This window comes from Lysinibacillus sp. GW821-FHT14F06 (assembly GCF_058803665.1).
On the sequence record NZ_JBXAPF010000024.1, the window covers coordinates 37,492 to 60,774 of the forward strand.

The window sequence follows — 23,283 nt, forward strand, 5'->3', positions numbered from 1 at the left end:
CTGCAGGTAATCAGGAAAGGAGGCAAAACATATGAAGCAGGAAATAAGAATAGTAAAATATGATGCACAATTAAAGGTTGAAGCCTATCATTTTAAGGGGATTATGCAAAAATTCCCTAATCATTTCCATGAATATTATGTGATTGGGTTTATAGAAAATGGTAAACGACTTTTATCCTGCAAATCTAAGGAATATATTATTGAACCAGGAGATTTGTTGTTATTTAATCCCCGTGACAATCATGCTTGCGAGCAAATTGATGGTAAGACATTGGATTATCGCTGTATAAATATCCAACCAGAAATTATGAGAAGGGCTGTCTTTGCAGTTACGGGAAAAGAACAACTGCCTTATTTTACGCCCCAAGTACTTTTTCATAATGAATTGGTAGTTGTACTCCGGGATCTACATCAGATGCTTATGCAGGAAGAAGTTTGCTTGAGAAAAGAGGAAGTTTTTTATTTTCTTTTAGAACAATTAATTGAAGAATATACGGAGCAGGGAATATCAACAAGTATTTCAGAGCAAAACACAAAAATAACAGCAATCTGTGAATTTTTAGAAAAACATTATATGGATAATATTGCACTAGAAGATCTATGTAATCTAACAGGATTGAGTAAATACTATTTACTTCGATCTTTTACAAAGCAAATGGGTATCTCCCCATATAGCTATTTGGAAACTATACGAATTGAAAAGGCAAAAAAAATGCTAGAACATGGAGTATTACCAATCGACGTGGCATTTAAAACAGGGTTTACTGACCAAAGCCATTTTTCTAACTTTTTCAAGAAGTTTATAGGGCTTACTCCTAAACAATATATGAATATTTTCAAGGATGCACGAAACTGATCTTAATTACATAGAGAGGATTTTTATGGATACAAAAAAAGAGATTCATGGACATTTTTTAGCAGTAGTCACTATTTTTATTTGGGGTACAACCTTCATATCAACTAAGATCTTATTAGATGCAATTTCACCTATTGAAATCTTATTTTTGAGATTTATAATTGGTTTCCTTGTTCTGCTCCTTGTTTATCCTCACTGGTTTAGAGTGAAAGAAAAAAAACAGGAGCTATATTTTGCAGGTGCTGGTTTATGTGGTGTTACACTATATTATTTACTCGAAAATATAGCACTAACCTATACCTTTGCATCCAATGTAGGTGTCATTATTGCGATAGCACCATTTTTTACTGCATTCCTTGCACATTTATTTTTGGATGGCGAGAAATTAAGATTACAGTTTTTTATAGGTTTTGCTGTTGCACTCGTTGGAATTTTCTTTATTAGCTTCAACGGAAGTAGCAACTTAAAATTAAATCCATTGGGAGATATACTAGCTGTATTAGCTGCGGCTGTATGGGCTGCCTATTCTATACTGACAAAGAAAATCAGTGAGTTTCACTATAATACGATTCAAACAACACGAAGAATTTTTTTCTATGGGTTGATTTTTATGGTACCTGCATTATTTATTGTTGGATATAAACCAAATATAAATCAACTGATGCAGCCAACTAACCTATTGAATATTCTATTTTTAGGGGTAGGAGCATCTGCACTTTGTTTTGTGACGTGGAATTCTGCAGTAAAAATATTGGGTGCAATTAAAACCAGTGTTTATATTTATATGGTTCCTGTAATCACCGTTATTACTTCAGTACTTGTACTACATGAAAGAATTACAGTGTTCGCTGTGACTGGAATTATACTTACTTTAGTAGGATTATTTATTTCAGAGAGTAAATTTTTGCAAAACAAACATGGTGATTAGTAACTACCGATGGATTGCAAGAAATTTTATATAGCTTTGAATTTAAAGAAGGTTAGGGCAAACTTTTAGGAAACCCTACAGTTGTATATATTTGACAAGCAACTGTAGGGTTACCTATAATCGACATATGGATTGGGACAAAGATAGTATATTCAAAGCACTTAGCGACTCGACTCGACGAATTATATTAGATGAACTTTCCGAACGCAATGAGCTGACGCTGTATGAACTTACGGCACGTCTTGTTATGAAATATAACCTTACCATTTCACGTCAGGCGATTGCTAAACATCTTAATACATTGGAAGAAGCAGGCCTTGTAATTTCGGAACGAAAGGGGAAATATCGAGTACTTACGTTTAACAAAGAACCACTAAGAAATTTGCTGAAAGAATGGATAGATTAACGTTATTACTAATGACGATGTATGAGTTTTGCAATTTGTAGCCAGATTGTTAGAAGTGAACTATATAGCGTTAATAGTAAGGAGGACAAAATATGTTGAAAATCATTATTACTAGTATATTCGTCCAAGATCAGGACAAAGCATTAGAATTTTATACAAAAACGCTAGGCTTTGTAAAAAAGCATGACGTTCCTAGCGGAGCATATAGATGGATAACGATTGTTTCTCCTGATGAGGAAGATAGTATTGAGCTTCTACTCGAACCTAATGAGCACCCTGCTGCGAAAGAGTATCAAGAGAAGCTATTTGCAGATGGTATTCCAGTAACAATGTTTGGTGTTGCAGATATTGACAAAGAGTATGAACGATTAGTAGAAAAAGACGTAAGGTTTACTATGAAACCGACAAAAATGGGTGAAATCACAATAGCTGTCTTTGATGATACATGTGGCAACCTTATTCAGATTATACAGCAGTAACTTTATGTTAATCTTAACCAATTTTTACGATGAGGTTATACAGGTCTAAATTTTAACATTTTACAATTGGGATGATTAATTTGAAATAAAAGCGTGTTTGATCAAATTTCAAAACACGCTTTTTCTATTTATTCATTTATCATGGGGATGTAATCAAATTTTATTCCAAGGCTACGGTTAATAATGATGTTAATAATTATTTTGATGTAGTAATAGAGGGAGAGAGAATTAAAGAATGCGTTCAAATTTATATAAATTATGGAGGTGCAAGAAATGCTTGGATTACTAATAGGAGGATGTTTTTAGTTTCTTGGACAACTGAATGGGAAACGGAAATTAATTTAGATTTGGAAGTACAGCCGCACAAAATTCAAGTGCAAAGCCAATTATAGTTTAAGTAAATAAGTTTACATTTGAATTTTTATCAATATGTATGGGAGGTAAAGCTGATATGGCATTTGAAAATGTGGTTTATCCAGCGTTTATAAGACAAGAGGAATTAAGTTTCGGAGTTCATTTTCCAACATTACTTCCGGATTATGGGTGGGAGGTTTGCTTAAGCTCAGGCTCAACGAAAGAGGAAGCTATTCAAAAAGCAAAGAAGGCTTTAGCATATTTATTAGCGGGTGTTCTATATGATAATGAAGATTTACCAAGTCAGGCGCCCATTCCTGCTAATCTTGTAACAGAAGAGATGGAACTGGTTTTTATAAAAACATCTTATAGTGATTATGCGAAGGAAATTGAGGATCATTTACCTGGACGTCATTGGCATATCTATTTTAAAAGAGATGAGCAAAGTGAATTTCGAGCCGTTGCATATAAGAATAAACGAGGATTTTGGGATGTAAAGGTTGATGGTGATTTACCTATTAAAATCAAAAAAGAGAAGTTGTTAAGACTTTGTCCTACATACCCTGAAATTTGTAAAGCACAACGTCGTGTTGAGGCGGAAGAAGCATTTGATAGTTTTGTAATTAAAGTAAAAGAAATTTAGAATGGTTAAATGAACTCAATATAAAGATAGAAAATACCTATTTAGTAAATTGATGAGTAAGAAGCGATTGTCAAATATGCAATCGTTTTTTTTGTTGTTTGTTTTTTGATAAAAATAGTTAATTATTCATTCTCATCTCCTGCCATGTTTCGTTGTTTTCTTAATTTTTGCTCCTTCTATAAAAGAAGAATCTCCCGCTACAGATAGAGAAAAAGAAATCATTGATAATTAATTTTGTTGATAATAATCATCAGAGAAGAAGGAAATATGACAGTAGTGTTTGAATCATGCAGCTGGCTCATCAGTATATTTTTTCATGCAGTTTTTAAGCAGACAATTTGAGTAAAAATGATTATTATTATCATTCAAAAGTATACTTGAAACTTCTTACTAGTTCAATCTGATGAAAGTTAATTTCAGACAATGGATTGAGGTTAAAAAGTTAATTTATTAATATAATAACAATTAAGAGAGTAACTGGTATCAGATATTCTCTATTTAAGGTAATTTTATTCTAATAATTTATAATTACAGTTATTAAGAAAGGTTGATAGCATGAGTAAGAATTTTATTATTTTTGGAGCAAGTCAAGGACTAGGGGATGCGTTTGTAAAGGGTTTACCTATAAAGGGTGATACGGTATGGATGGTGTCACGTACAAGACCAAATAGTTTAGATCTAAATGATGGAGTAAATCGTAAGTGGCTCTCAATTGATTTATCTAGTCAACAACAAATTACTATTTTAAAAGAAACGTTACAAGGGATTGCCATCGATGTATTAATTTATAATGTTGGGGTATGGGAAAAGCGTGGTTTTGAGGATGACTATACATTTGATAAGGATGAAGTAGCAGATATTTCAAACCTAATCAATATTAATCTAACTTCCACTATTACCTATATCCAAGCACTATTACCTAACTTAAGACAGGCGAAAAATGGGAAAATAATTTTAATTGGTTCAACGGCAGGTTTAGATCATACGAATAATGCACAAGTTTCGTTTGTCGCATCTAAATTTGGCTTACGGGGAATAACAAATGCGCTACGTGAACATGTAAGAAAAGATAGGATCTCCGTAACATGCATTAATCCAGGAGAACTTGCTGCAGAAATACCATATGAAGAAGGTGCAGAAAAGGCCATTCTTTTGTATGAAGGTACTCGTATTCCTGTTCAAGATATTGTATCCATTGTCCAATGTGTGATAAGTTTATCACCTGTTTCATGTGTAAAGGAGATTAATATCCCTGCTATAACAGATTTAAATGCTTGATTGTTGTTTATGTTGGTCAGGAAGCGGTGGTTGGTAGAATTTATTTGCTCTCTTCTCGTCTGCTATAATATGAACCAGTTAGAAAATTATTCGGTTCCAATAAGAATATAGTCTGACAGTTTAAATATTGATGCACACAATACAAATTTCCTCAAGTTAACCGATGTGATCGGGAGATTGTTGTGTAAAAAATTGGGAGGAGAAATAGATATGTTGACATACGAGTTATTGGATACAAGATTACTAGCAGATGAAGGAACAATTAGCCCTGTCACGCTGACTGGCCCATTTCCTGCTATCATTGTTCCTACCCAACCAATAATTATTCAAACTGTCAATCGCACCTGGCAAATAGGGAGAGGGCAATTTATATTCCTTCTTCATCCAGAGCAGCATGTTACTATGCTACCAAGTGACAATGAAGTATTTGCCTCTGTATACAGTATTTCATTCAATAGCTATCGATTGGCTAAACGGGAAAAAGATACACTGTTGTATGTGGCTGATATGGCACATCTTCCTGAACATGGACAGATAATGGAGTTTCCTCGCTATGCTGAAGGACTGTTATACAATTTGGTAGAGCAGTTTCGTCAGATTCAGAAAATGGAGGCTGGACCCAAGCTTCACTTGCTCCTGCACGAGTTGCTTGATACCATTTTTGAAAGAAAGCAAGTAGATAGCTTCTTTCTAACGAACGATAAAGCTATACAACAGGCAGTTACTTATATCCAACAACATTTTGAAGCACCGTTAACACGCTCTTTTATGGCTCAGATGACTGGTTTTAACGAAAGCTATTTTTCCTCACTGTTTAAGAAGGAAACAGGCTGGAGCTTTGCTGAATATGTGAATCAAATTCGAATTGATCAAGCAAAGCTAATGCTTCTCGGAACGAATGATAAATTACAGGATATTGCGTATAGGACAGGCTTTGCAGACGGCTCGTATTTGGGAAAAACTTTTAGCAAGTACGTTCATCTTTCGCCTAGCAGCTTTCGTGGTAGAAAGCATACAAACCGTATAGTCGGAGTACAGTTTGTTGGTGCATTACTGGCATTGGGCATTCAACCCCTTGCTACTACGCGTGAGTTGCTTCAATCATCGCAACTATTACGCAAACGATTACCTAACATTGTAGAAGTTGACTCTGATAACCAAGTCGAAGTGTTACGACAGCTAGCACCAGATTTAATTATTGCACCTACTTATTTATATAACTATCCAAACGAGCTTAAAGAGCTAGAACAAATTGCTCCAGTTCTGACCATTCCATGGGGAAAGCTGGATAAGCTTGAGGAGGTACGGCTGCTTGGCAAACTACTTGGACGAACCCAAGAAGCTGAGAATTGGATAGCCAACTTGCAGCAGTCAGCCCTAGAAGCAAGACAAGTCATTACACCATTTCTAGCACCAGGAACTACAGCAGGCATATTCGAGTTAAGCTACGATAACTTATGGCTGATTCCTTATCTTTCCGTACGCTCCGTTTACACCTTGTATCAGCTACTTGGTTTGAGTGCACCTGAGCGAATTCAACAGGAGGTACTCCAAACGGGTCTTCATCGTAAGGTGAAAGAGCAGGATTGCCTCTCTATGCAGCAACTCACATGTTCGTGATTGTTCCAAGCGACGATACCGAGACTTTCAGGACCAAGCTGATGGAGCGCTCTGTTTGGCAGCGTATTGTATATGAACAAGGCTGCCAACTGCATTTACTTAAGCTGAATGAATTTTGGTTTGATGATGGGCTGTCATTAGAGCTACAACTCGCCTTAATGGTAAAATTGTTAACTACTCAAAACTAATTCCAACAATTTTCCCTATGAAATATCCAATTTATATGCGTTGTCCTTGTACAAGACTGTCCTTATAATGAACATATCATCGCGAATGATAATCATTATCAAATTAGGAGGTTCTATCTTGTACTTACATAAGATTTTAAAAACTATATTGTTTCTTACCCTGATAATCATACTCACAGCTTGTGGTAATTCCAACGACACCACTAAGTCATCAGTGGAGCCCGATGCAACGACCAAAATAGTCAAAACAAAACGTGGGGATGTTGAAATTCCAATCAAGCCTGAAAGAATTGTAACGGACGGATATTTGCCTGAGCTGCTTGTGCTTGGTGTGAAGCCGATTGGTTCAACACAATGGGATTTGGAGAACAAAGTCATTAAAGACCAGATTGACGGAATTGCCACTACGGGAGAGAGGTCGCTTGAGACAATAGTGGAGTTGAAGCCAGATTTAATCGTAACTTGGGTGAATGATGAAACTATTATTCAGCAGTACGAGAAGATAGCCCCAACCCTCTCTATCCCTTACGGCTCTACAAAAGATATTTATGAAACGATGCGTTATTTAGGCAAGGCTCTGGACAAGGAAGATGAAGCTGAGCAGTGGATAGATAAGTTAGATAAGACAGCTGAGACAGCGAGGAAAGAGCTTGCAGATATTATTAAACCAGAAGAAACCTTTGCACTAATGGGCGTATTTGTCGTGGATAAAGGATTCTATATTTATGGTGACGGGGGCTACAGGGGTGGTGAAGCCATTTATAAACACCTTCAATTGAAGCCACCAGTGAAACAGCAACAAGAAATGATAGGGAAAGAAGCCTATAGACAAATTTCATATGAGGTCATTCCTGAATATGCTGGCGACTATATTTTTATTGATCAGGGCGATTTGATATCTGAAGTATGGGGAGAGAAAGAGGGGCTTTGGAACTCTCTTGAAGCTGTGAAAAATAAACGTGTATACAAGCTTGACCCAGATTTATTCTGGGGCAATGATCCAATATCATTAGAGCTTCAAATCAAGGAAGTTGTAAAAATGCTGAGTGATACACAGTAATCATGATTTTTAATAAAACAGAGCCGGAAATGGGGAAGGCTTTAGAACTTTTCACCATAACTCATGGTTGATTTTCTATTAATTCAATAATTTCACATTTTGCTATAGAAGAAAAACGAAAACTCCGTATCGTAATTGTTGTTCAGACAAACCACGAGAGGAGTTTTTATTTTGTACTCCAAGTTGATCAACATGCTATTATCTTTACCTTCTTTTTTCGAAATTTCTTCTTCACATGATGAAGAAGAAAATATATTTCCTGTTAGATGTTTATTCTGTGCCATATCCAATTTACGTTATGTCGTTTTGATTAGGAATATATGTACTTATTGAGACGAAAAATTATTTTAACTTTTTCAAGGATAGTTCTCTATTTTTTTATTGGATATTTATGCTAATATCGATTTAACTACTTTGTTAGCCTAAAATCATCGCATCCATGCGATAACGGCTAACTGACCTGCATCACGTAGGCCTAAGCCCAAAGCCGATCCCGAACGCAATTATGCCGAGGCATAATTGATTGATTTGTACTTAAGCTAATCACAAAATTTAATTCAATAAAGAATTTTAAATATTGTTTTCCTATAATCTTAAGGGAAAAGGAGGAAAAATGATTGAGCCTAAAAAAACAGGATAGAAAACAGATGCAAAAAAAGATTCAAGTTTTATATAGAAAGATTAAACAGCAGCAGAAAGAAAATAAAGATGACAATAAATTTGCTATAGTCTTTGTAAATATTTGTGTTTTATTAGCCATTTTAGTACTTATACTGGATGCATTTATTAAAGAATTCTAGATTGTTTTATTGAGAAATGATGCGACTATTTGCAGTATTAACGTAGCATGACTTAAATAAATCAAAAGAATTCAGTAAAAAAGGAGAGTGGTCAAATGAAAAAAATAGTTTTACCAATAGTAATAGTACTTATTTTGACTGGATGCAATGTATTACCAGCTGGTATTCATAAACAACCAGAAGGCCAAGTTATTTTTGATGGGGAGCATTATAATATGTTACCGAGTAAATATGAATGGAAAGAGGATGATGTTGAAGTAAGACTTAAACGTTCTCCTGATATTAGCGAAATAGCCGATAACTTCGAAACATTAGAAGTCGAAAAAGGAGGTATATTAAAATTTAACATTGATAAGAGTCCAATCTCCATTACGGCAACTAAAATGAATGAAGATGGCACAATTGAAAATGTTGAAATTAAAGATGAAAAAATAACCATGCCATCTAAAGAGGGGTATTATATTTATGAACTTAATGCCATATGGAATAAAGGAAAGGAATCATTTGTTTTTGATGTTAATATTAAATAATTAAGGACCCTCAATTAAACAAGCGTAAGAAAAATGAACAGTGCAAAGCTTCGTTTGGCCAATCATAATCTATTATTTCCAAGACCTTTTTGTCATTTCCTGTGCTAATGTTAATAAATTCATTTCATTTGTTCCAAAGCTATGAACCTAATGCCAATGTGTTAATACGACAGAGTGGTAATTGTTGTTTGATATTGATCTAGTGCATCGAGAAATAACTTAGCATGCTTATCAGAATTTCCTGCATCTATAATTAAAGTTTGCTGTATCACGAATATGGCAGACAGTATTGGTCGATCTGTTTCAGGATCAGATGGTAAATATATGCGATGAGTGAGTTGCTTTAATTTTTTTCCATAGCTTAACTCTCTTTGCTGTTATTTGTTCCAACAATTTTATCTAATGTATCAAGAACATTTTTTAACTCAATTAAACTTACCTTCGAATAATACTTTTCTACGAGAATGTCGTCAATTTTTTTTAGAAGTTGATGAAATTCTTGACCTCTATTCCCAAGAGAAATGAAAGTCTCTCTACGGTTTAGTGAATTCTCCTGACGAACTATCATTTTCATTTCTTCCAGCTTTGAAATAACTTGGCTAACCGCACTTTTAGAAATATCAAAATGATTTGCAATATTATTTGCAATTACTGGCTCATTCCGAATGATATAAAACATAATAATTTCTTGCTGAGGAGTTAAGTGAAAGTTCTCTAATTCCTCAACCTCTTTGGTTTCTTTGATAACTAACAATTTAAACTGCTCAAATCTTTGATTGATTTTGTCTATAAGTATTAAATAATCATGCATAGTTGTATCATCCTTAATTTATTTATTGGTCATTAGTTAAGTAAAGTTTGCTTAACAATATAGCCATTGTCAATGATTTATTTCATGTTGGATATATGGAAACGTGTAGGTGACAGAGCATTTATTACTTTTTTAAACAGACATTATGTGGATTTGATAGATTAAAAATACCAAATCCACATTGTTTAACTTCTTCCAGCAAATGTTTTTTGTATCGAAAGCATAGCGACAGATGTTTTATGCGCGTAAGCATAGCGGCAGATACAGAAGTCTCCCATCTATATAGGTGGTGAGATGAATGCGAATTTAAGTTCTTTTCAGCGGGTGTCCAAACACCCACTGAAATAGAGGAACTCAGTCTAAGAACGCCACGTCCTGTGGCAATTTATCTGTGCGAAAGCGAAGCGACAGCAACACGGTTTAATCTGTGCGAAAGCGAAGCGACAGCAACACGGGTTAATCTGTGCGAAAGCGAAGCGACAGCAACACGGTTTTAATCTGTGCGAAAGCGAAGCGACAGCAACACGGTTTTATCTGTGCGAAAGCGAAGCGACAGCAACACGGTTTTATCTGTGCGAAAGCGAAGCGACAGCAACAACAACAACAACAATAAAACACGACTGAGTGACCAACATCATGTTGCTGCTGCTGCGTTAGCACTACGCTTTCGCACAAAAAACATCTGTTGGCCCAAAGTCTCTGGCGGATGTCACGTAATCGAAAAGGAGTTAATAAAGGATGTTAGCCTAAAATCATCGCACCCACATCCAGGTGATAACGGCTAACTGACCTGCATCACGCAGGCCTAAGCACAAAGCCGATTCCAGACGCAATTATGGAGAGCAAAATTGATTGGATAATTAGGTTTATAGTCTATTCCAAATAAACATAAATTGCGCTGCATCGGATTCGAGGGCAATTTGATGATATTCTGTTGATTCATCATCTATAATCAAACGGCCTTTTTGAACATTCAAGATAGCATGTTTAATCGATTCAGGATGTTCTATCAAATAGTGAGAATCTTTTAGGAGAGTCAAGGCAGATCGGCATTTATGTTTATCGATGCGTTCATTTTTCCCTTTGAAATACAGCTTAATTAGATAGGGGATATCATCGATGATTAAACCGAGTTCAGGGTTAGAACGTACAGTTAAATCATCACAATACCAATTGGACTTACCGGGCTCAAACCACTGCACATTTTTATTTTTTAAAAATTTTAAATAGGCTTTTATAGCTTCCTGGTAATTCTTCTGACGTACAGGGATGGCATTGTCTATGATTGTAAGTAAATAGGAATCATTATAACGATTTTCATGATATTTTTTTAAGCCTTCGCGTAATGCTCTCCAATAATCTTTAATCGGATGATAGTCCCCCTGATACTTAATGTCTTTCACAAACTTTGTCTTGGCAGCACTTCCCTTCATCGTAAAATCGGTAAATTGCGTTAAACCGATGGATGGCTTTGTGATAATCGTCACTTAACATCACCCTTCTTTTATAAGAAATCATTTGTTATAGATTAGTATTATATTGGAAAGGGGAAATTTATATGATTTTATGGAAAGTATATTGTGCAAGTGGGATAGTGGTAAAAACTACTTAAATTAGTACTCTGACCTGGATTAGAAATTCAAAGGAATAGCGATTATAGAGGATATAGTTATTCATCCAACCAGTTGTCAACTTAGTAACAACTGGTTATTCTTTTCTTGCATTTGGGTGTAAGTACGATATTTGGATATTTTTTTATGGCGGCAGTTAATTTTCTATTAAAAAAATTATAAAAATAGAATAGTATTTATTTTTTCTTTTGAAATTTCTGACAAAAAATCAAGCGAAATTGGAAAATAACGTATCATTATGCATTCAAATAGTGTTTATGCATTTATTTATACAAGAAAGAATCTATGTTTTTAATAATCCAAACTGTATAAAAATTTAAAAAAATGTTGGGTTGAGTCAATTTTTCATTTTCTTTATACTGTGAAAGTAATTAATCGAGAGGAGAAAACATCATGAACAAAGAAGTTACAATTATTGGGGTGCCTATGGATTTTGGTCAAACTAGAAGAGGGGTTGATATGGGGCCAAGTGCTATTAGATATGCTGGGTTAACAGACCGACTTGAGGACCTTGGCTATTCGATTTATGACGAAGGTGATTTAAATATCAAAATAGTAAATGAAAGTGAAGAAACAGAAATAACGACTAACTTAAAAAATTTAAAAACTGTAGCAGATGCTAATGACAAGCTAGGTCAAAAAGTAGATCATGTTATTTCCTCAAATCGCTTTCCGTTAGTTTTAGGAGGAGATCATAGTATTGCTATTGGAACATTAGCGGGTGTCTCAAAACATTATGAGAATTTAGGTGTCATTTGGTATGATGCACATGGCGATCTAAACACAGGTGAAACCTCTCCTTCGGGCAATATACATGGAATGTCTTTGGCTGTAAGCTTAGGTCTTGGTCATCCTGCACTCACTAATATTGGAGGCTATGGTCCAAAAGTAAAGCCTGAAAATGTCGTGATTATTGGTGCTCGTGATTTAGATCCAGGAGAAAAGCAGCTTATTAAAGAACAAGGTATAAAAGTATATACTATGCATGAGATCGATCGATTAGGTATGACAACCGTTATGTCAGAAACGATTGAATATTTAAAGGAACGTACAGACGGTGTCCATTTATCTCTAGATTTAGATGGACTTGATCCAAACGATGCACCAGGTGTTGGAACTCCAGTTGCAGGTGGTATTAGTTATCGTGAAAGCCATCTTGCTATGGAAATGCTATCAGAGGCAAATATCATTACCTCAGCAGAGTTTGTAGAGACAAACCCAGTATTGGACAAATATAATAAGACGGCTATCGCTGCTGTAGCTTTAATCAGCTCTTTATTTGGCGATACATTACTTTAAGTCATGGATAAGGGCAATAAATTACCTTATAAAGGAAGAACTTTTCTTAAAATATTAGGTCGCCACAACCAAATGTAAGAAGGTAGCTCTCCCTAGATTAAGTTTACAATAGAAAAGGCAATTGCTCTAGCTAATCACTAGCATTTATTTTGTCAGAATATTGACAGTTTATATAATATATTAAATGGATATTCAATTATTAAAATTTCTAATAGTTATCTTAATGCACTTAAAAAAGAAAGTGCTTACAAGATAACTTGCGTAAGGAGTTTTTTATGGCAGCAGAACAATATGAGTTAAAAAGAAGTATGAAAGCAAGACACTTATTTATGATCTCACTTGGAGGATGCATTGGAACTGGCTTCTTTCTTGGATCCGGCTACACAATTAATCAAGCTGGACCAACTGGTGCCATTCTCGCTTATTTAGTAGGTGGGTTAGTCATGTACTTAACAATGCTATGTTTAGGCGAATTATCTGTCGCTATGCCAGTATCAGGATCATTCCAGACATACACGACGAAATTTATTGGCCCTGCTACTGGTTTTGCTGTCGGTTGGCTGTACTGGTTAGGTTGGGCAGTAACTGTTGCTCTCGAATTTTTAGGGGCTGGACAACTTATGCAAAGGTGGTTTCCTGAATCACCAGTATGGATGTGGTGCCTACTATTTGCAGCACTGCTCTTTGTATTGAATGGTTTATCAGCAAAAGCGTTCGGTGAAGCAGAATTTGTCTTCTCAAGCATTAAAATATTGGCAATCATAATGTTCCTTGTGGTTGGTGGGGCAGCTATGTTTGGTCTAATCGATATGAAAGATGGAACAGATGCACCATTTCTTTCTCATTTTTATGAGGGAGGGCTTTTTCCAAATGGGCTATCAGCCTTGCTTATTACCATGATTACTGTGAATTTTTCATTCCAAGGTACTGAATTAATTGGTATTGCTGCGGGGGAGAGTGAAAATCCTGAAAAGACAATCCCTAAATCGATTAAACAAACAGTTTGGCGGACACTTTTCTTCTTCGTATTATCTGTCGTTATACTGGCAGGTATGATACCTATGGAAAAAGCAGGTGTTGTTGAAAGTCCCTTTGTGTTGTGCTAGATAGTATCGGAATTCCATATGCAGCAGATATCATGAATTTTGTTATTCTAACAGCATTATTATCTGTTGCTAACTCTGGACTTTATGCAGCAACACGTATGCTATTCTCCCTTTCTGTTGAAAAGATGGCAAGTCCCATTTTAGGAAAGGTGAATAAAAGAGGGATTCCTATGAATGCATTACTGATTACACTTGCTGTGGCTGGTTTGTCATTGCTATCAAGCGTATTCGCTGCAAAAACAGTATTTGTATGGCTTCTTTCCCTAGCAGGCTTAGGCGCACAAATTGGTTGGATTGCCATTACGGCTTCCCAAATTGCTTTTAGAAGATCCTATATACGTCAAGGTGGGAAAGTGGAGGATTTAAAATTCAAAGCCCCACTTTATCCACTCGTCCCAATTTTAGGTTTAGCAGCAAACTGTATTGTCATGGCAAGCTTAGCATTTGATCCATCTCAACGATTAGCTCTATATTGTGGAGGAGCATTCTTTATCGGCTGTTATATTGTTTATTATCTAAAAGTAAAGAAAGTTACAAATTTAAAAATAAACCAACAAGAAGTACAGTTAAAATTAGAACAAAAAATGTATCTATAAGCAAAATGGAGACAATGAATCTCATGAGATAACAACAATGTAGCAGTCACCCATAAGTAAAAAAAGACATCATAAGCTCACCATCTAGCTTATGATGTCATATTCAATTTATTTTATTGTATCTAAAACCTTTTTAGAAACATAAAATTCAGTACCGTTATAAACATTGATTGTATCAAATGTATATGTTTTAGACGTATTCATTGAAGCGTCTTTATACACTATACTATTTTTGTTTACTGGAATTGTAATGGTAACATCAGCTTTTTGGGCAATAAACGTAGGATTTTCTTTATCTGCCACATCAATTTTTGTTGTGAAGCCTTTTTCAGTAAACACTTTTGTTGCAGGTATATATAATTCGTCTGTTAGCTTATCTAACTCAAAGCCCATAAACTTTGCCATTGCATGTGCTAAATCTGTATTTTCTACAAGACCAGTTATTTTAGAGGGGCCGAAGGAGTATAAGAATACATCCTCACCAGTATGTCCACCAGTTGTATAGCCAATATTGGCACGATTTGCAAGCATTTTGACCATTTCGCTGCCTAGATCTTTAGCAGATTTTAGTGTAGTAAGTTCTTCTTCTGTTAGATTATCCAGACCATAAAGTGCAGCAACTTCTATTAAGTTTGATTGATCTTCTTTTAATTGCCCTAGCGCACCTTCAATCGTCATTGTAGCTTTCTTCAATGGATCGATGTAGGCTGATACAGGAATGCTTGAATAAGTACTTGTTGTGTTGATATTCCCCATTGTAATACCGCTATTGCCGTGGTCTGTTACGGCAACCACTAATGTATTTCCATCTTCTTTTGCAAAATCGATTGCTTCTTTCACCGCATCATCAAACGATAAAATATCACTAATGATCCCAATAGTATCGTTAGCATGAGCTGCCCAGTCCACCTTACTTCCTTCCACAAATAAGAAGAAGCCATCCTCATCCTTTTTCAGCGTATTAATCGCTTTTTCTGTCATTTCAGCAAGCGTTGGTTCAGATGCTCTTGTTTTGGCACGATCAAAATCGTAAGCAAGGGCACTTGGCGCAAAGCTACCCCAAATTTTTGATGCTTGACTGTTTAGTAGTTCTTCTCGCGTTTTGACAAGAGTATAATTTTTTTCCTTGAGGACGTTCAATAAATCCTCACCATCTTTACGCGCATTTTTGGTTGTTCCAGGTGATAAAGATTCTAAGCCACCACCTAAAACAACATCAATATTTTGATAGACTTGCTGTTCAGCGATATCACCATATTGGCTTCTATTATTAACATGAGCTGAAAAGCCTGCTGGTGTAGCGTGCTGGATTTCAGAGGTAGAAATTAATCCTGTGGCCTTGCCTTGCTGTTTTGCGCCTTCCAAAACATTCGCAACTGGTCTAAATGCGTCCTCTTTAGCAACTTGCTCCAATCCTGGTGAATTAACAACAGATGGCAATACACCAATAAATTTATCATTCGACTTATGTCCAGTTGCTAAAGCTGTTGCTGCAGGAGCGGAATCTGTGATAGCTGACTCAGCAGAGTACGTACGCATGGCACCTGTTAAAATTTCATCCATTGCCAAGCTTTCTCCCTTATACCAACGCGAAAGTGTAATAGCATTATTACTGCTACCATCCATCACAAGCATAATAACATTTGTTGGTTTTTTTACTTCTTCTGCCTGTACCTGTGGTGTAGCGATACTAACTGTTGATAAAGTAAGAGCACTTGCTAAAAACAAAGAAGTCCATTTTTTAGAATATTTCATGATTTTCCTCCTTTAGATGAGTTCAATGGTAAGTTTAAAGGAAGGTTGTAAAGTCTTAATTAAATAGATGTTAATAAATTATGGTAATATTGTTAACTTATAACCTTGAAAGGATGGATTTGATAGGCGAAATAGATATATAAAAGGATTAAGAATAGCAGATCAGACTGGTTCAGAAAAAACAGATTATCCGACGCTATTTTATCTATTTTAAAAAAAGAAAAAGTCCATAAGTAAAGAATATAAGTTATTTCAGAAGGGAAGCGTTTAAAATAAATCGATATTTCTTCCTGATTCTTAATCATTCCAAAGAGGACCACTGTCATAAGGGTGGAAATGTGCGTCCATCGTTTTAATAAGCGTCTAATTTATACTTTTAATTCAATTATTAGTGAGGATATAGGATGCTCGAAATTTTATAAATTTCTCTACTTCTAGGGGAAGGATTTGAAGTTTAAAATTGCTGATTGACCAATTGCATTAAACTGAAGCCTAAGGGAACAGAACGGGACTGAATTCTTATAATTGAAACGGAAGCTGGAGGTGTTTTAAAAGCAAACAATTAAGAGGGTAAACGATACAATTTAATAGATAAGGGAATTAATCCAATGGTCATTAAGTGATACAGCTTAACAAGTTATTATAATGCTCCTGCTAAATCTTGTAATAATATTTGGATGTAGTTTGATAGAGGTTATTTTATGAAAAAATTCCTGTAATTGTTTAAAATCTTATCGTATGGTTAAACTATTAGAAATGTAATTTGAGGTGGAAAATTTGGCCATATCTAATATGTACGAAGGAAAAAAACATAAACATGAAAACCGTTATCAATACGGACAACAAAATTTGTGGACGGGCTTATTATTTGGTTTAGGTGTAGTAGCATTTATAGATGAGGTAGTCTTTCATCAATTATTGCATTGGCACCATTTCTATGATAAATCTACAGCTAATATTGGATTAGTTTCAGATGGTTTATTCCATGCCTTTAGCTTTTTCGCAACAATCGGAGCTGCATTTTTACTCGCTGACCTTCATCGTAAACATGGTTTTTGGTTGAAAAGATGGCTTGGTGGTATTTTTCTTGGTGCAGGGGTGTTTCAACTATATGATGGCATCATTCAACACAAGTTCATGAGACTGCATCAAATCCGTTACAATGTCGAAATTCTTCCCTATGATATAGTTTGGAATGTACTTGCAGCAATTCTAATCATTATTGGTATAGTTTTACTAATACAAACCAATCATCAAAAGAGCTAGGAGGTTTAAATTTGCATTCTCATGAATCTCATATCCAAAATTTCTCCATTCTCGTTCAGCTGATATTAGTTTTACCATTTCTCATTTCTCTTGTCTCCTACATTGTTGCTGTTTTTTATTCAAATCAGCATAAAAAAAATTGGTCTCATTTTCGCACAATGAGTTGGATACTAGGGCATTTATGCGCCATTATCACTTTAATTGGTCCATTCGCAGAGCTTACACACATAAATTTTTCAGCGCATATGGTTGGTCACTTATTGCTTGGAATGCTAGCACCACTTTTAATCGCTCTAGCAGCTCCAATGACTCTACTCTTAAGAACAATTCCAGTGAAAACGGCTCGTCTTATTTCCCGTATATTACGAAACTCTTACTTTAGTTTTGTCCGTAATCCAATCATAGCAACTATTTTAAATATAGGTGGTCTATGGTTGCTCTATACTACACCGCTCTTTAACATGATGCATGAAAGCTCAATTTTATTTATTTTGATCCACATTCATATTTTTCTAGCTGGTTATTTATTTACCATTGCTTTTATCTATATCGATCCAACTGCTCATCAGCAATCTTATATCTTCCGTTCAATCGTTTTATTAGTAGCATTAACAGCTCATTCAATATTATCCAAATATATTTATGCTCATCCTCCTAATCATGTATCTTCCGAACAGGCAGAACTTGGAGCAATGATAATGTATTATGGTGGAGATGCAATTGAAATTGGACTCGTTTATTTACTATTTTACCAATGGTTTAAAAAAACAAGAGGTTCTTTATCTACAAAGGTCATATCATCTAGCTAACTCTTTCCTGTGTCTTATGATTAGATATTAAAAAGATCCCTAACAACTGCTCTGTTCTAGAGAATTTGTTAGGGATACTTCTGCATGCTATGCTTTATATGCGCGTGCTACATAATAGGCAATGGAGCCACTACCTGAGTTACAACGGATACTTAATTTGATGCCATCTTTTTCAGTTTCCCAGAATTGCTTATTTTTCTTTGTAGTAGTTTCTGCGGCTTTTTTGGCACTTTCACCTATAGCACAATAACAATTATTATCATGATAAAGAGATGTTAAAGGACATTCTACACCAAAAGATAATTTAGTATCTGTACTGCCATATCGCATCGTAAAACCGTATTGTGTTCCATACAAGGATTTGTCTGCTTTTTGGGATGCTATTAATCCACCAACAGGATATTTCGCTATCCCAGGAATTTCAATGCCTTCTGGTATCGTTTCTGTCATAAGTGCTGGTACACCACGCACATTATGGTCTTGTTCAAATACGAGTGGCTTGTCTAATTCATTTATTAACAATACAATTGCATTTGCAGGTTTTTCCATGAAGTAGATAATTGGAATTAGGATAGATACAATAACAAGGGCTACTACCGCAACAACTATTCCTACTGTTGCAGCCGTGACACCAGCTAATGCAGCAACAGCTTCTACCGCACCTACAGCCAATTTTGCTACAACTGTTGATGTTGATAATAACCCAATCCCTAGTACACCAGAAAGAAGCATTTGTGCAGTTACAAGGCCCGCCTCATCATTTTCCATTCCTTTTAATCGCTCAAGACCATCAATAATGACATGAAGCTGCTTTTTTATCGTATCTCCAGTAGCATTAACAAGAATCTCATACGTCTCTTTTTTCAAAGGAAATGGTGCTGTATAATCGCTGGCATTCAGCTCCAAGATATCCTTCCCTAAAACCTTAGCTAACTCCAGCTTTCTTTCTTCAATGAATGTTGCTTGGAGTTGATTAATTTCCTCCTGTGATGTAGCCTTCTCTAGTTTTGTCGCATAATCTGGAAACAAAGAACGGAACCCCTGTTTTAATTTAAGATCGATATCAATTGTAGTTTGCATAGAAAAAATCTCCTCCAATTTATTAATAGTTTTGCTATAGCTAAACACTCGAGTTATATATATCCTAACAATCCCAATAGATGTTAAATACTGAGGAATGTTAACATTTATACAAAAAAATACCTTATTTTTATTTTAATAGCTTAAACCATAAAAGCAGATGGAGAAGAAAATAAGGGTTGGCGATGTGCAACAAGTACATAATAATATTTAAAATTATTATATGAATATGAAATATACTATTAATGATTAAATGGATTGGCTTATGGTATCTATGGATAAATATTCAGGCATCCTTTATCTAACCCAACATGGAAGTCTCAGTTTGTACCCATTAGTTTTCATAAAACTGTCCCTTTTTATAAAAAAAGTCTTATTATAGACTACTTTTAAGGAGATGAAATACTAATGAAACCAGCAATTCGAATGTCAAATAGAGCCTGTACAGATGAAAGAAAAATCAAAAATTTTTTAGTAAGTGCTCAAACTGCCTTTCTTGGGCTAGTTGATAATAACATGCCATATGTTATTCCATTAAATTTTGTATGTAAGGATGGGATTTTTTATTTTCATGGAGCAAATGAAGGAAGGAAAATAAACATTATAAATAGCAATACAAATGCATGTATTACAATTAGTGAAAACTATGGCACTATGGTAGACCCAACGCCTGCCGAAACGGATACAGCCTACATGAGTGTTATTGCAAAGGGTAAAGTAGAATTTGTCACTGATTTAGATGAAGCAACTGCTGCCATGCAAAGTATGCTGGATAAATATGTACCAGATTATTATAAAGCGCCTTTATCGAAAACTCATATTGATAAATACCAATCATCCTTAGGCAGTAAAACAGTTATTTTTAAAATAAAACCACTAAATTTGACCGCAAAGGAAAATCTGTTAACTGAACAATTAAAATTTTATCCAGGAAGATTCGTTACACAGGATTTGAGGTAATTATTGTAAAATATATAAAGAAGACTATAAAATTACTAAACTTAGTAACTTTCTGTTGTACTGAACTTAAATAATAAGACAAAAATGCCTTTCGTTGAAAAATAGGGTAATGCCCTACAAAGCAACATGGAGGTGTTTTTTTGTGGAAAGAATATTTTTTAGTTAAAGCATTCTAATTATAACCAAGTATTAGTAATAATTGCGCTTTTCAAAGTGGAACCTTCCTTTCTTAAAGTTTCTTTTCATAAATCATTACATAAAAATTTTAAAAATTTAACCTAATTTTAAACTTTATCGTGTATAGTTTTTTCAGTTGAAAATAAAAAGTTCAACGATAAGAAAAAATTAATAACAGGTGAGGATGGTTCTAGAAACAAGTTAATCCAAGAGTTCTATAGGAAGGGAGCTTTACTTTAATACTTTAACAAGAAATCAAATACTGAAGAATGAAGGATTGTGATGAAATATTTGAAGAAATTTCAGCAATGGGGCTTAATTATTTTATTATTTGCGATTTGTTTATTAATACCACCTGGTAGTGAAAGTGTTAAAGCTGCGGATCCAGTGGGTACAGCTATCGTAGATCAGGAACAACCGCTACAAAGTGGTAATATTTGGGTTAATGCCGAACTTCCAAGAAGTCAGTCATTTATGCCTGCATATTCGGGGTATCTTAGTCAGATTGACATTCATGTATTCGATTATAGAGGTTCACCTGGAGCCCTTAAAATAGAAATTTACGACGAACAAAATATGTCGGTACCTATGGCTTCAGTAACAAGACCTGATATCAATAGCGGGTGGATATCTAGTGATTTCAGTAACAATAAACCCTATCTGAAAAAGAATGTGAGTTATCGAATGATAATTTCTACTGAAAACGGTGGAATTAATGGCTTTGGCTGGTATGGCAAGTCAGGTAATCCCTATCCAAGAGGGTCTGCTTCAAGTGACTATGATTTTTCATTTAGAACGTACATGATTCCAGATTATTCACTATCTCCAGCAGAAAGTCAAATAACAGTAAGTAGTCCTAGTCTTATAGCAGATGGAATAAGTCAAACAACAGTGACAGTAAAGTTAAAAGATGCTCAGGGGACTGATATAACAACTGGTGGAGAGTCGGTCACTATTTCATCTACACAGGGGACAGTTAGTGCTGTCACAGATAATAATAATGGCACCTATACAGCAACTTTAACTGCCTCGACAACTACCAGCACTGGTACAATTAGTGGAACTGTTGGCGGTAAAGCGATAGCAGGGACAGCCAGCGTGCAATTCGTTCCAGGTTCACCGTCAACAGAAAAGAGTACAGTCGGAGTAAGCAATGGTTCTCTTTTAGCAGATGGTATAAGTCAGGCAACAATTACCGTCAAATTGAAGGATGCTCAGAACAACGAGATCAAGGCAGGTGGAGCAGCAGTAGCTATTTCCTCAACACTAGGAACAGTTGGGGATGTAACCGATAATAATAATGGTACCTATACAGCAACCTTAACTGCCCCAATAACAGTAGGTACGGCGACAATTAGTGCAAGTGTTGGAGGTAATCCAATAACTGCAACAGCCAGTGTACAATTTAATCCTAAAACAGCCCAATCGGTTACTGCTACAGTAGCAACATCAACACCAATAGTCGGTATGGATAATAGCATCACGCTATCTGTCAAGAATGCATTAGGTGATAAAGACACTACATTTAATGGTATAAAAAACGTGACAATTAGCGGCTATAAACAGGCTCCGAATGGGTTCATAGGTAGCTTTAATGGTCAAATATTGACTTCAATGAGTGAGATAGTTGCGCTAAATTTCACAAATGGTGAAGCAACATCAAGCTTAAAACTGAATGCAGCGTCGGCTCAAACAATTGAAATAGCAGTATCAGGTGTTGACATTGCTACAACAAATTCGCTAATAATTACGCCAATAGCAGGAAATGCAACAGTGATGAAGTTGACAACAGATATTATTCCTCCATCCGTTAATGGAGGGGCATTTGGGCAACAGCCTGTATTGACCCTTTATGATGGCTACGGAAACGTAAGTGTTAACGACAATACAAAGGTCGTTACAGTGACCAAGAAAGATGTTGGAGCATGGACATTGACTGGGACCCTAACGGCTACAGCAAATGCTGGAATCATCAGCTTTTCTAATTTAGGTGCCATGAATGCAGCTAAAGTGACAGGAGCGCAGTTGGCTTTTGATGCGCCAGGGTTAGCACAGTTAACAAGCACAGCCGTTACACTTATTCCTAAACAATATACCGTTGGATTTGACACAAATGGTGGTAATTCCATAGCAGACCTTTCCATTACTCATGCAGATAAATTGATTGCACCCACAGAACCAATCAAAACAGGATATACGTTTGTAGATTGGTATAAGAATGCTGGATTGACAACAAAGTGGGACTTTGCAACAGATGTAATCACAGCTGATACAACGCTCTATGCCAAATGGACAGTGAATAGTTATAGCGTGACGTTTAACACAAACGGTGGTTCAGCTGTAGCGTCAGACTCAGTAATCTATAATGAAAAAGTGACAAAGCCAACAGCACCAAGTAAGGCAGGGTATACATTTGTAGGCTGGTTTAAGGAAAGTGCCCTTGCAACCGAGTGGGACTTTGCGACAGATGTAATCACAGCGGATACAACGCTCTATGCTAAATGGACAGTGAATAGTTATGGCGTAACGTTTAACACAAACGGAGGTTCAGCTGTAGCGTCCGACTCTGTAAACTATAATGAAAAAGTGACAAAGCCAACAGCACCAAGTAAGGCAGGGTATACATTTGTAGGCTGGTTTAAGGAAAGTGC

At 35.6% G+C, this 23,283-nt stretch carries 21 protein-coding genes and 1 pseudogene; 18 read left to right on the top strand and 4 right to left on the bottom strand.

Translation table 11 applies throughout. From position 1 onward, the window contains the following. Window positions 1–31 precede the first annotated feature (31 nt). The 11 genes from AC1RNS_RS18720 to AC1RNS_RS18770 all read left to right on the top strand — a co-directional run bounded on the left by AC1RNS_RS18720 (window position 32) and on the right by AC1RNS_RS18770 (window position 9,142). The gene (locus AC1RNS_RS18720; RefSeq protein WP_492994850.1) at window positions 32–856 is read left to right on the top strand and encodes a helix-turn-helix domain-containing protein; all 825 of its coding nucleotides are present in this window, start codon (window positions 32–34) and stop codon (window positions 854–856) included. 25 nt (window positions 857–881) lie between these two features. Then, window positions 882–1,784, top strand: coding sequence for a DMT family transporter (locus tag AC1RNS_RS18725; protein WP_492994852.1), 903 nt, complete (start codon window positions 882–884; stop codon window positions 1,782–1,784). A gap of 127 nt (window positions 1,785–1,911) precedes the next feature. After that, complete coding sequence (locus tag AC1RNS_RS18730; RefSeq protein ID WP_492994887.1) at window positions 1,912–2,190, top strand: ArsR/SmtB family transcription factor; 279 nt, start codon at window positions 1,912–1,914, stop codon at window positions 2,188–2,190. A gap of 95 nt (window positions 2,191–2,285) precedes the next feature. Then, window positions 2,286–2,669: a VOC family protein gene (locus tag AC1RNS_RS18735; RefSeq protein ID WP_492994888.1), complete on the top strand. Its 384-nt coding sequence runs from the start codon at window positions 2,286–2,288 to the stop codon at window positions 2,667–2,669. Window positions 2,670–3,120: 451 nt separating this feature from the next. After that, window positions 3,121–3,666 (top strand): type II toxin-antitoxin system HicB family antitoxin, encoded by a 546-nt coding sequence (locus AC1RNS_RS18740; RefSeq protein ID WP_492994854.1) that lies wholly within the window; start codon window positions 3,121–3,123, stop codon window positions 3,664–3,666. Window positions 3,667–4,221: 555 nt separating this feature from the next. Next, window positions 4,222–4,944 (top strand): SDR family NAD(P)-dependent oxidoreductase, encoded by a 723-nt coding sequence (locus AC1RNS_RS18745; protein ID WP_492994855.1) that lies wholly within the window; start codon window positions 4,222–4,224, stop codon window positions 4,942–4,944. A 210-nt stretch (window positions 4,945–5,154) separates the two neighbouring features. After that, on the top strand, window positions 5,155–6,564 hold the full coding sequence (locus AC1RNS_RS18750; protein ID WP_492994857.1) for a helix-turn-helix domain-containing protein: 1,410 nt from the start codon (window positions 5,155–5,157) through the stop codon (window positions 6,562–6,564). Between the two features lie 41 nt (window positions 6,565–6,605). Continuing rightward, window positions 6,606–6,752, top strand: a complete 147-nt coding sequence (locus AC1RNS_RS18755; protein WP_492994858.1) for a hypothetical protein — start codon at window positions 6,606–6,608, stop codon at window positions 6,750–6,752. Between the two features lie 118 nt (window positions 6,753–6,870). After that, window positions 6,871–7,812 carry an ABC transporter substrate-binding protein gene (locus tag AC1RNS_RS18760; RefSeq protein WP_492994860.1) on the top strand — a complete coding sequence of 314 codons (942 nt, stop codon included), beginning with the start codon at window positions 6,871–6,873 and terminating at the stop codon, window positions 7,810–7,812. Window positions 7,813–8,429: 617 nt separating this feature from the next. Beyond that, window positions 8,430–8,612: a hypothetical protein gene (locus tag AC1RNS_RS18765; protein WP_492994861.1), complete on the top strand. Its 183-nt coding sequence runs from the start codon at window positions 8,430–8,432 to the stop codon at window positions 8,610–8,612. Window positions 8,613–8,707: 95 nt separating this feature from the next. Continuing rightward, window positions 8,708–9,142, top strand: a complete 435-nt coding sequence (locus AC1RNS_RS18770) for a membrane lipoprotein lipid attachment site-containing protein (protein ID WP_492994863.1) — start codon at window positions 8,708–8,710, stop codon at window positions 9,140–9,142. 361 nt (window positions 9,143–9,503) lie between these two features. Here the strand turns inward: AC1RNS_RS18770 and AC1RNS_RS18775 are convergent, their stop codons facing one another. Continuing rightward, a complete protein-coding gene (locus AC1RNS_RS18775; protein WP_492994864.1) occupies window positions 9,504–9,953 on the bottom strand; it encodes a MarR family winged helix-turn-helix transcriptional regulator in 450 nt (149 codons plus the stop codon). A 463-nt stretch (window positions 9,954–10,416) separates the two neighbouring features. Here AC1RNS_RS18775 and AC1RNS_RS18780 point away from each other — a divergent pair, with 463 nt between their 5' ends. Further along, window positions 10,417–10,566: a hypothetical protein gene (locus AC1RNS_RS18780; RefSeq protein ID WP_492994865.1), complete on the top strand. Its 150-nt coding sequence runs from the start codon at window positions 10,417–10,419 to the stop codon at window positions 10,564–10,566. A 253-nt stretch (window positions 10,567–10,819) separates the two neighbouring features. On the opposite strand, the gene AC1RNS_RS18785 is transcribed toward AC1RNS_RS18780, so the two are convergent. Beyond that, complete coding sequence (locus AC1RNS_RS18785) at window positions 10,820–11,440, bottom strand: hypothetical protein (protein WP_492994866.1); 621 nt, start codon at window positions 11,438–11,440, stop codon at window positions 10,820–10,822. Between the two features lie 537 nt (window positions 11,441–11,977). On the opposite strand from AC1RNS_RS18785, the gene rocF reads away from it, so the two are divergent. Further along, the gene (rocF, locus tag AC1RNS_RS18790) at window positions 11,978–12,883 is read left to right on the top strand and encodes an arginase (RefSeq protein ID WP_492994868.1); all 906 of its coding nucleotides are present in this window, start codon (window positions 11,978–11,980) and stop codon (window positions 12,881–12,883) included. Window positions 12,884–13,158: 275 nt separating this feature from the next. Further along, window positions 13,159–14,585, top strand: a pseudogene (locus AC1RNS_RS18795) (amino acid permease). A 108-nt stretch (window positions 14,586–14,693) separates the two neighbouring features. On the opposite strand, the gene AC1RNS_RS18800 reads toward AC1RNS_RS18795, so the two are convergent. Next, a complete protein-coding gene (locus AC1RNS_RS18800; protein WP_492994869.1) occupies window positions 14,694–16,340 on the bottom strand; it encodes an alkaline phosphatase in 1,647 nt (548 codons plus the stop codon). A 792-nt stretch (window positions 16,341–17,132) separates the two neighbouring features. Here AC1RNS_RS18800 and AC1RNS_RS18805 point away from each other — a divergent pair. Beyond that, complete coding sequence (locus AC1RNS_RS18805) at window positions 17,133–17,606, top strand: DUF2243 domain-containing protein (RefSeq protein ID WP_492994889.1); 474 nt, start codon at window positions 17,133–17,135, stop codon at window positions 17,604–17,606. 11 nt (window positions 17,607–17,617) lie between these two features. Beyond that, window positions 17,618–18,415, top strand: coding sequence for a cytochrome c oxidase assembly protein (locus AC1RNS_RS18810; RefSeq protein WP_492994871.1), 798 nt, complete (start codon window positions 17,618–17,620; stop codon window positions 18,413–18,415). A gap of 87 nt (window positions 18,416–18,502) precedes the next feature. Here the strand turns inward: AC1RNS_RS18810 and AC1RNS_RS18815 are convergent, their stop codons facing one another. Further along, window positions 18,503–19,495 (bottom strand): hypothetical protein, encoded by a 993-nt coding sequence (locus AC1RNS_RS18815; protein WP_492994873.1) that lies wholly within the window; start codon window positions 19,493–19,495, stop codon window positions 18,503–18,505. Between the two features lie 408 nt (window positions 19,496–19,903). On the opposite strand from AC1RNS_RS18815, the gene AC1RNS_RS18820 reads away from it, so the two are divergent. Both AC1RNS_RS18820 and AC1RNS_RS18825 read left to right on the top strand, forming a co-directional pair. After that, window positions 19,904–20,455 (top strand): pyridoxamine 5'-phosphate oxidase family protein, encoded by a 552-nt coding sequence (locus AC1RNS_RS18820; RefSeq protein ID WP_492994874.1) that lies wholly within the window; start codon window positions 19,904–19,906, stop codon window positions 20,453–20,455. 459 nt (window positions 20,456–20,914) lie between these two features. Continuing rightward, the coding region (locus AC1RNS_RS18825) for an InlB B-repeat-containing protein (RefSeq protein ID WP_492994875.1) at window positions 20,915–23,283 on the top strand (2,369 nt) is incomplete at its 3' end.

Coding starts and splice junctions, on each gene's coding strand:
- AC1RNS_RS18720 (WP_492994850.1), top strand. CDS start 32: ATGAAGCAGGAAATAAGAATAGTAAAATATGATGCACAATTAAAGGTT.
- AC1RNS_RS18725 (WP_492994852.1), top strand. CDS start 882: ATGGATACAAAAAAAGAGATTCATGGACATTTTTTAGCAGTAGTCACT.
- AC1RNS_RS18730 (WP_492994887.1), top strand. CDS start 1,912: ATGGATTGGGACAAAGATAGTATATTCAAAGCACTTAGCGACTCGACT.
- AC1RNS_RS18740 (WP_492994854.1), top strand. CDS start 3,121: ATGGCATTTGAAAATGTGGTTTATCCAGCGTTTATAAGACAAGAGGAA.
- AC1RNS_RS18745 (WP_492994855.1), top strand. CDS start 4,222: ATGAGTAAGAATTTTATTATTTTTGGAGCAAGTCAAGGACTAGGGGAT.
- AC1RNS_RS18750 (WP_492994857.1), top strand. CDS start 5,155: ATGTTGACATACGAGTTATTGGATACAAGATTACTAGCAGATGAAGGA.
- AC1RNS_RS18755 (WP_492994858.1), top strand. CDS start 6,606: ATGGAGCGCTCTGTTTGGCAGCGTATTGTATATGAACAAGGCTGCCAA.
- AC1RNS_RS18770 (WP_492994863.1), top strand. CDS start 8,708: ATGAAAAAAATAGTTTTACCAATAGTAATAGTACTTATTTTGACTGGA.
- AC1RNS_RS18775 (WP_492994864.1), bottom strand. CDS start 9,953: ATGCATGATTATTTAATACTTATAGACAAAATCAATCAAAGATTTGAG.
- rocF (WP_492994868.1), top strand. CDS start 11,978: ATGAACAAAGAAGTTACAATTATTGGGGTGCCTATGGATTTTGGTCAA.
- AC1RNS_RS18800 (WP_492994869.1), bottom strand. CDS start 16,340: ATGAAATATTCTAAAAAATGGACTTCTTTGTTTTTAGCAAGTGCTCTT.
- AC1RNS_RS18805 (WP_492994889.1), top strand. CDS start 17,133: ATGTACGAAGGAAAAAAACATAAACATGAAAACCGTTATCAATACGGA.
- AC1RNS_RS18815 (WP_492994873.1), bottom strand. CDS start 19,495: ATGCAAACTACAATTGATATCGATCTTAAATTAAAACAGGGGTTCCGT.
- AC1RNS_RS18820 (WP_492994874.1), top strand. CDS start 19,904: ATGAAACCAGCAATTCGAATGTCAAATAGAGCCTGTACAGATGAAAGA.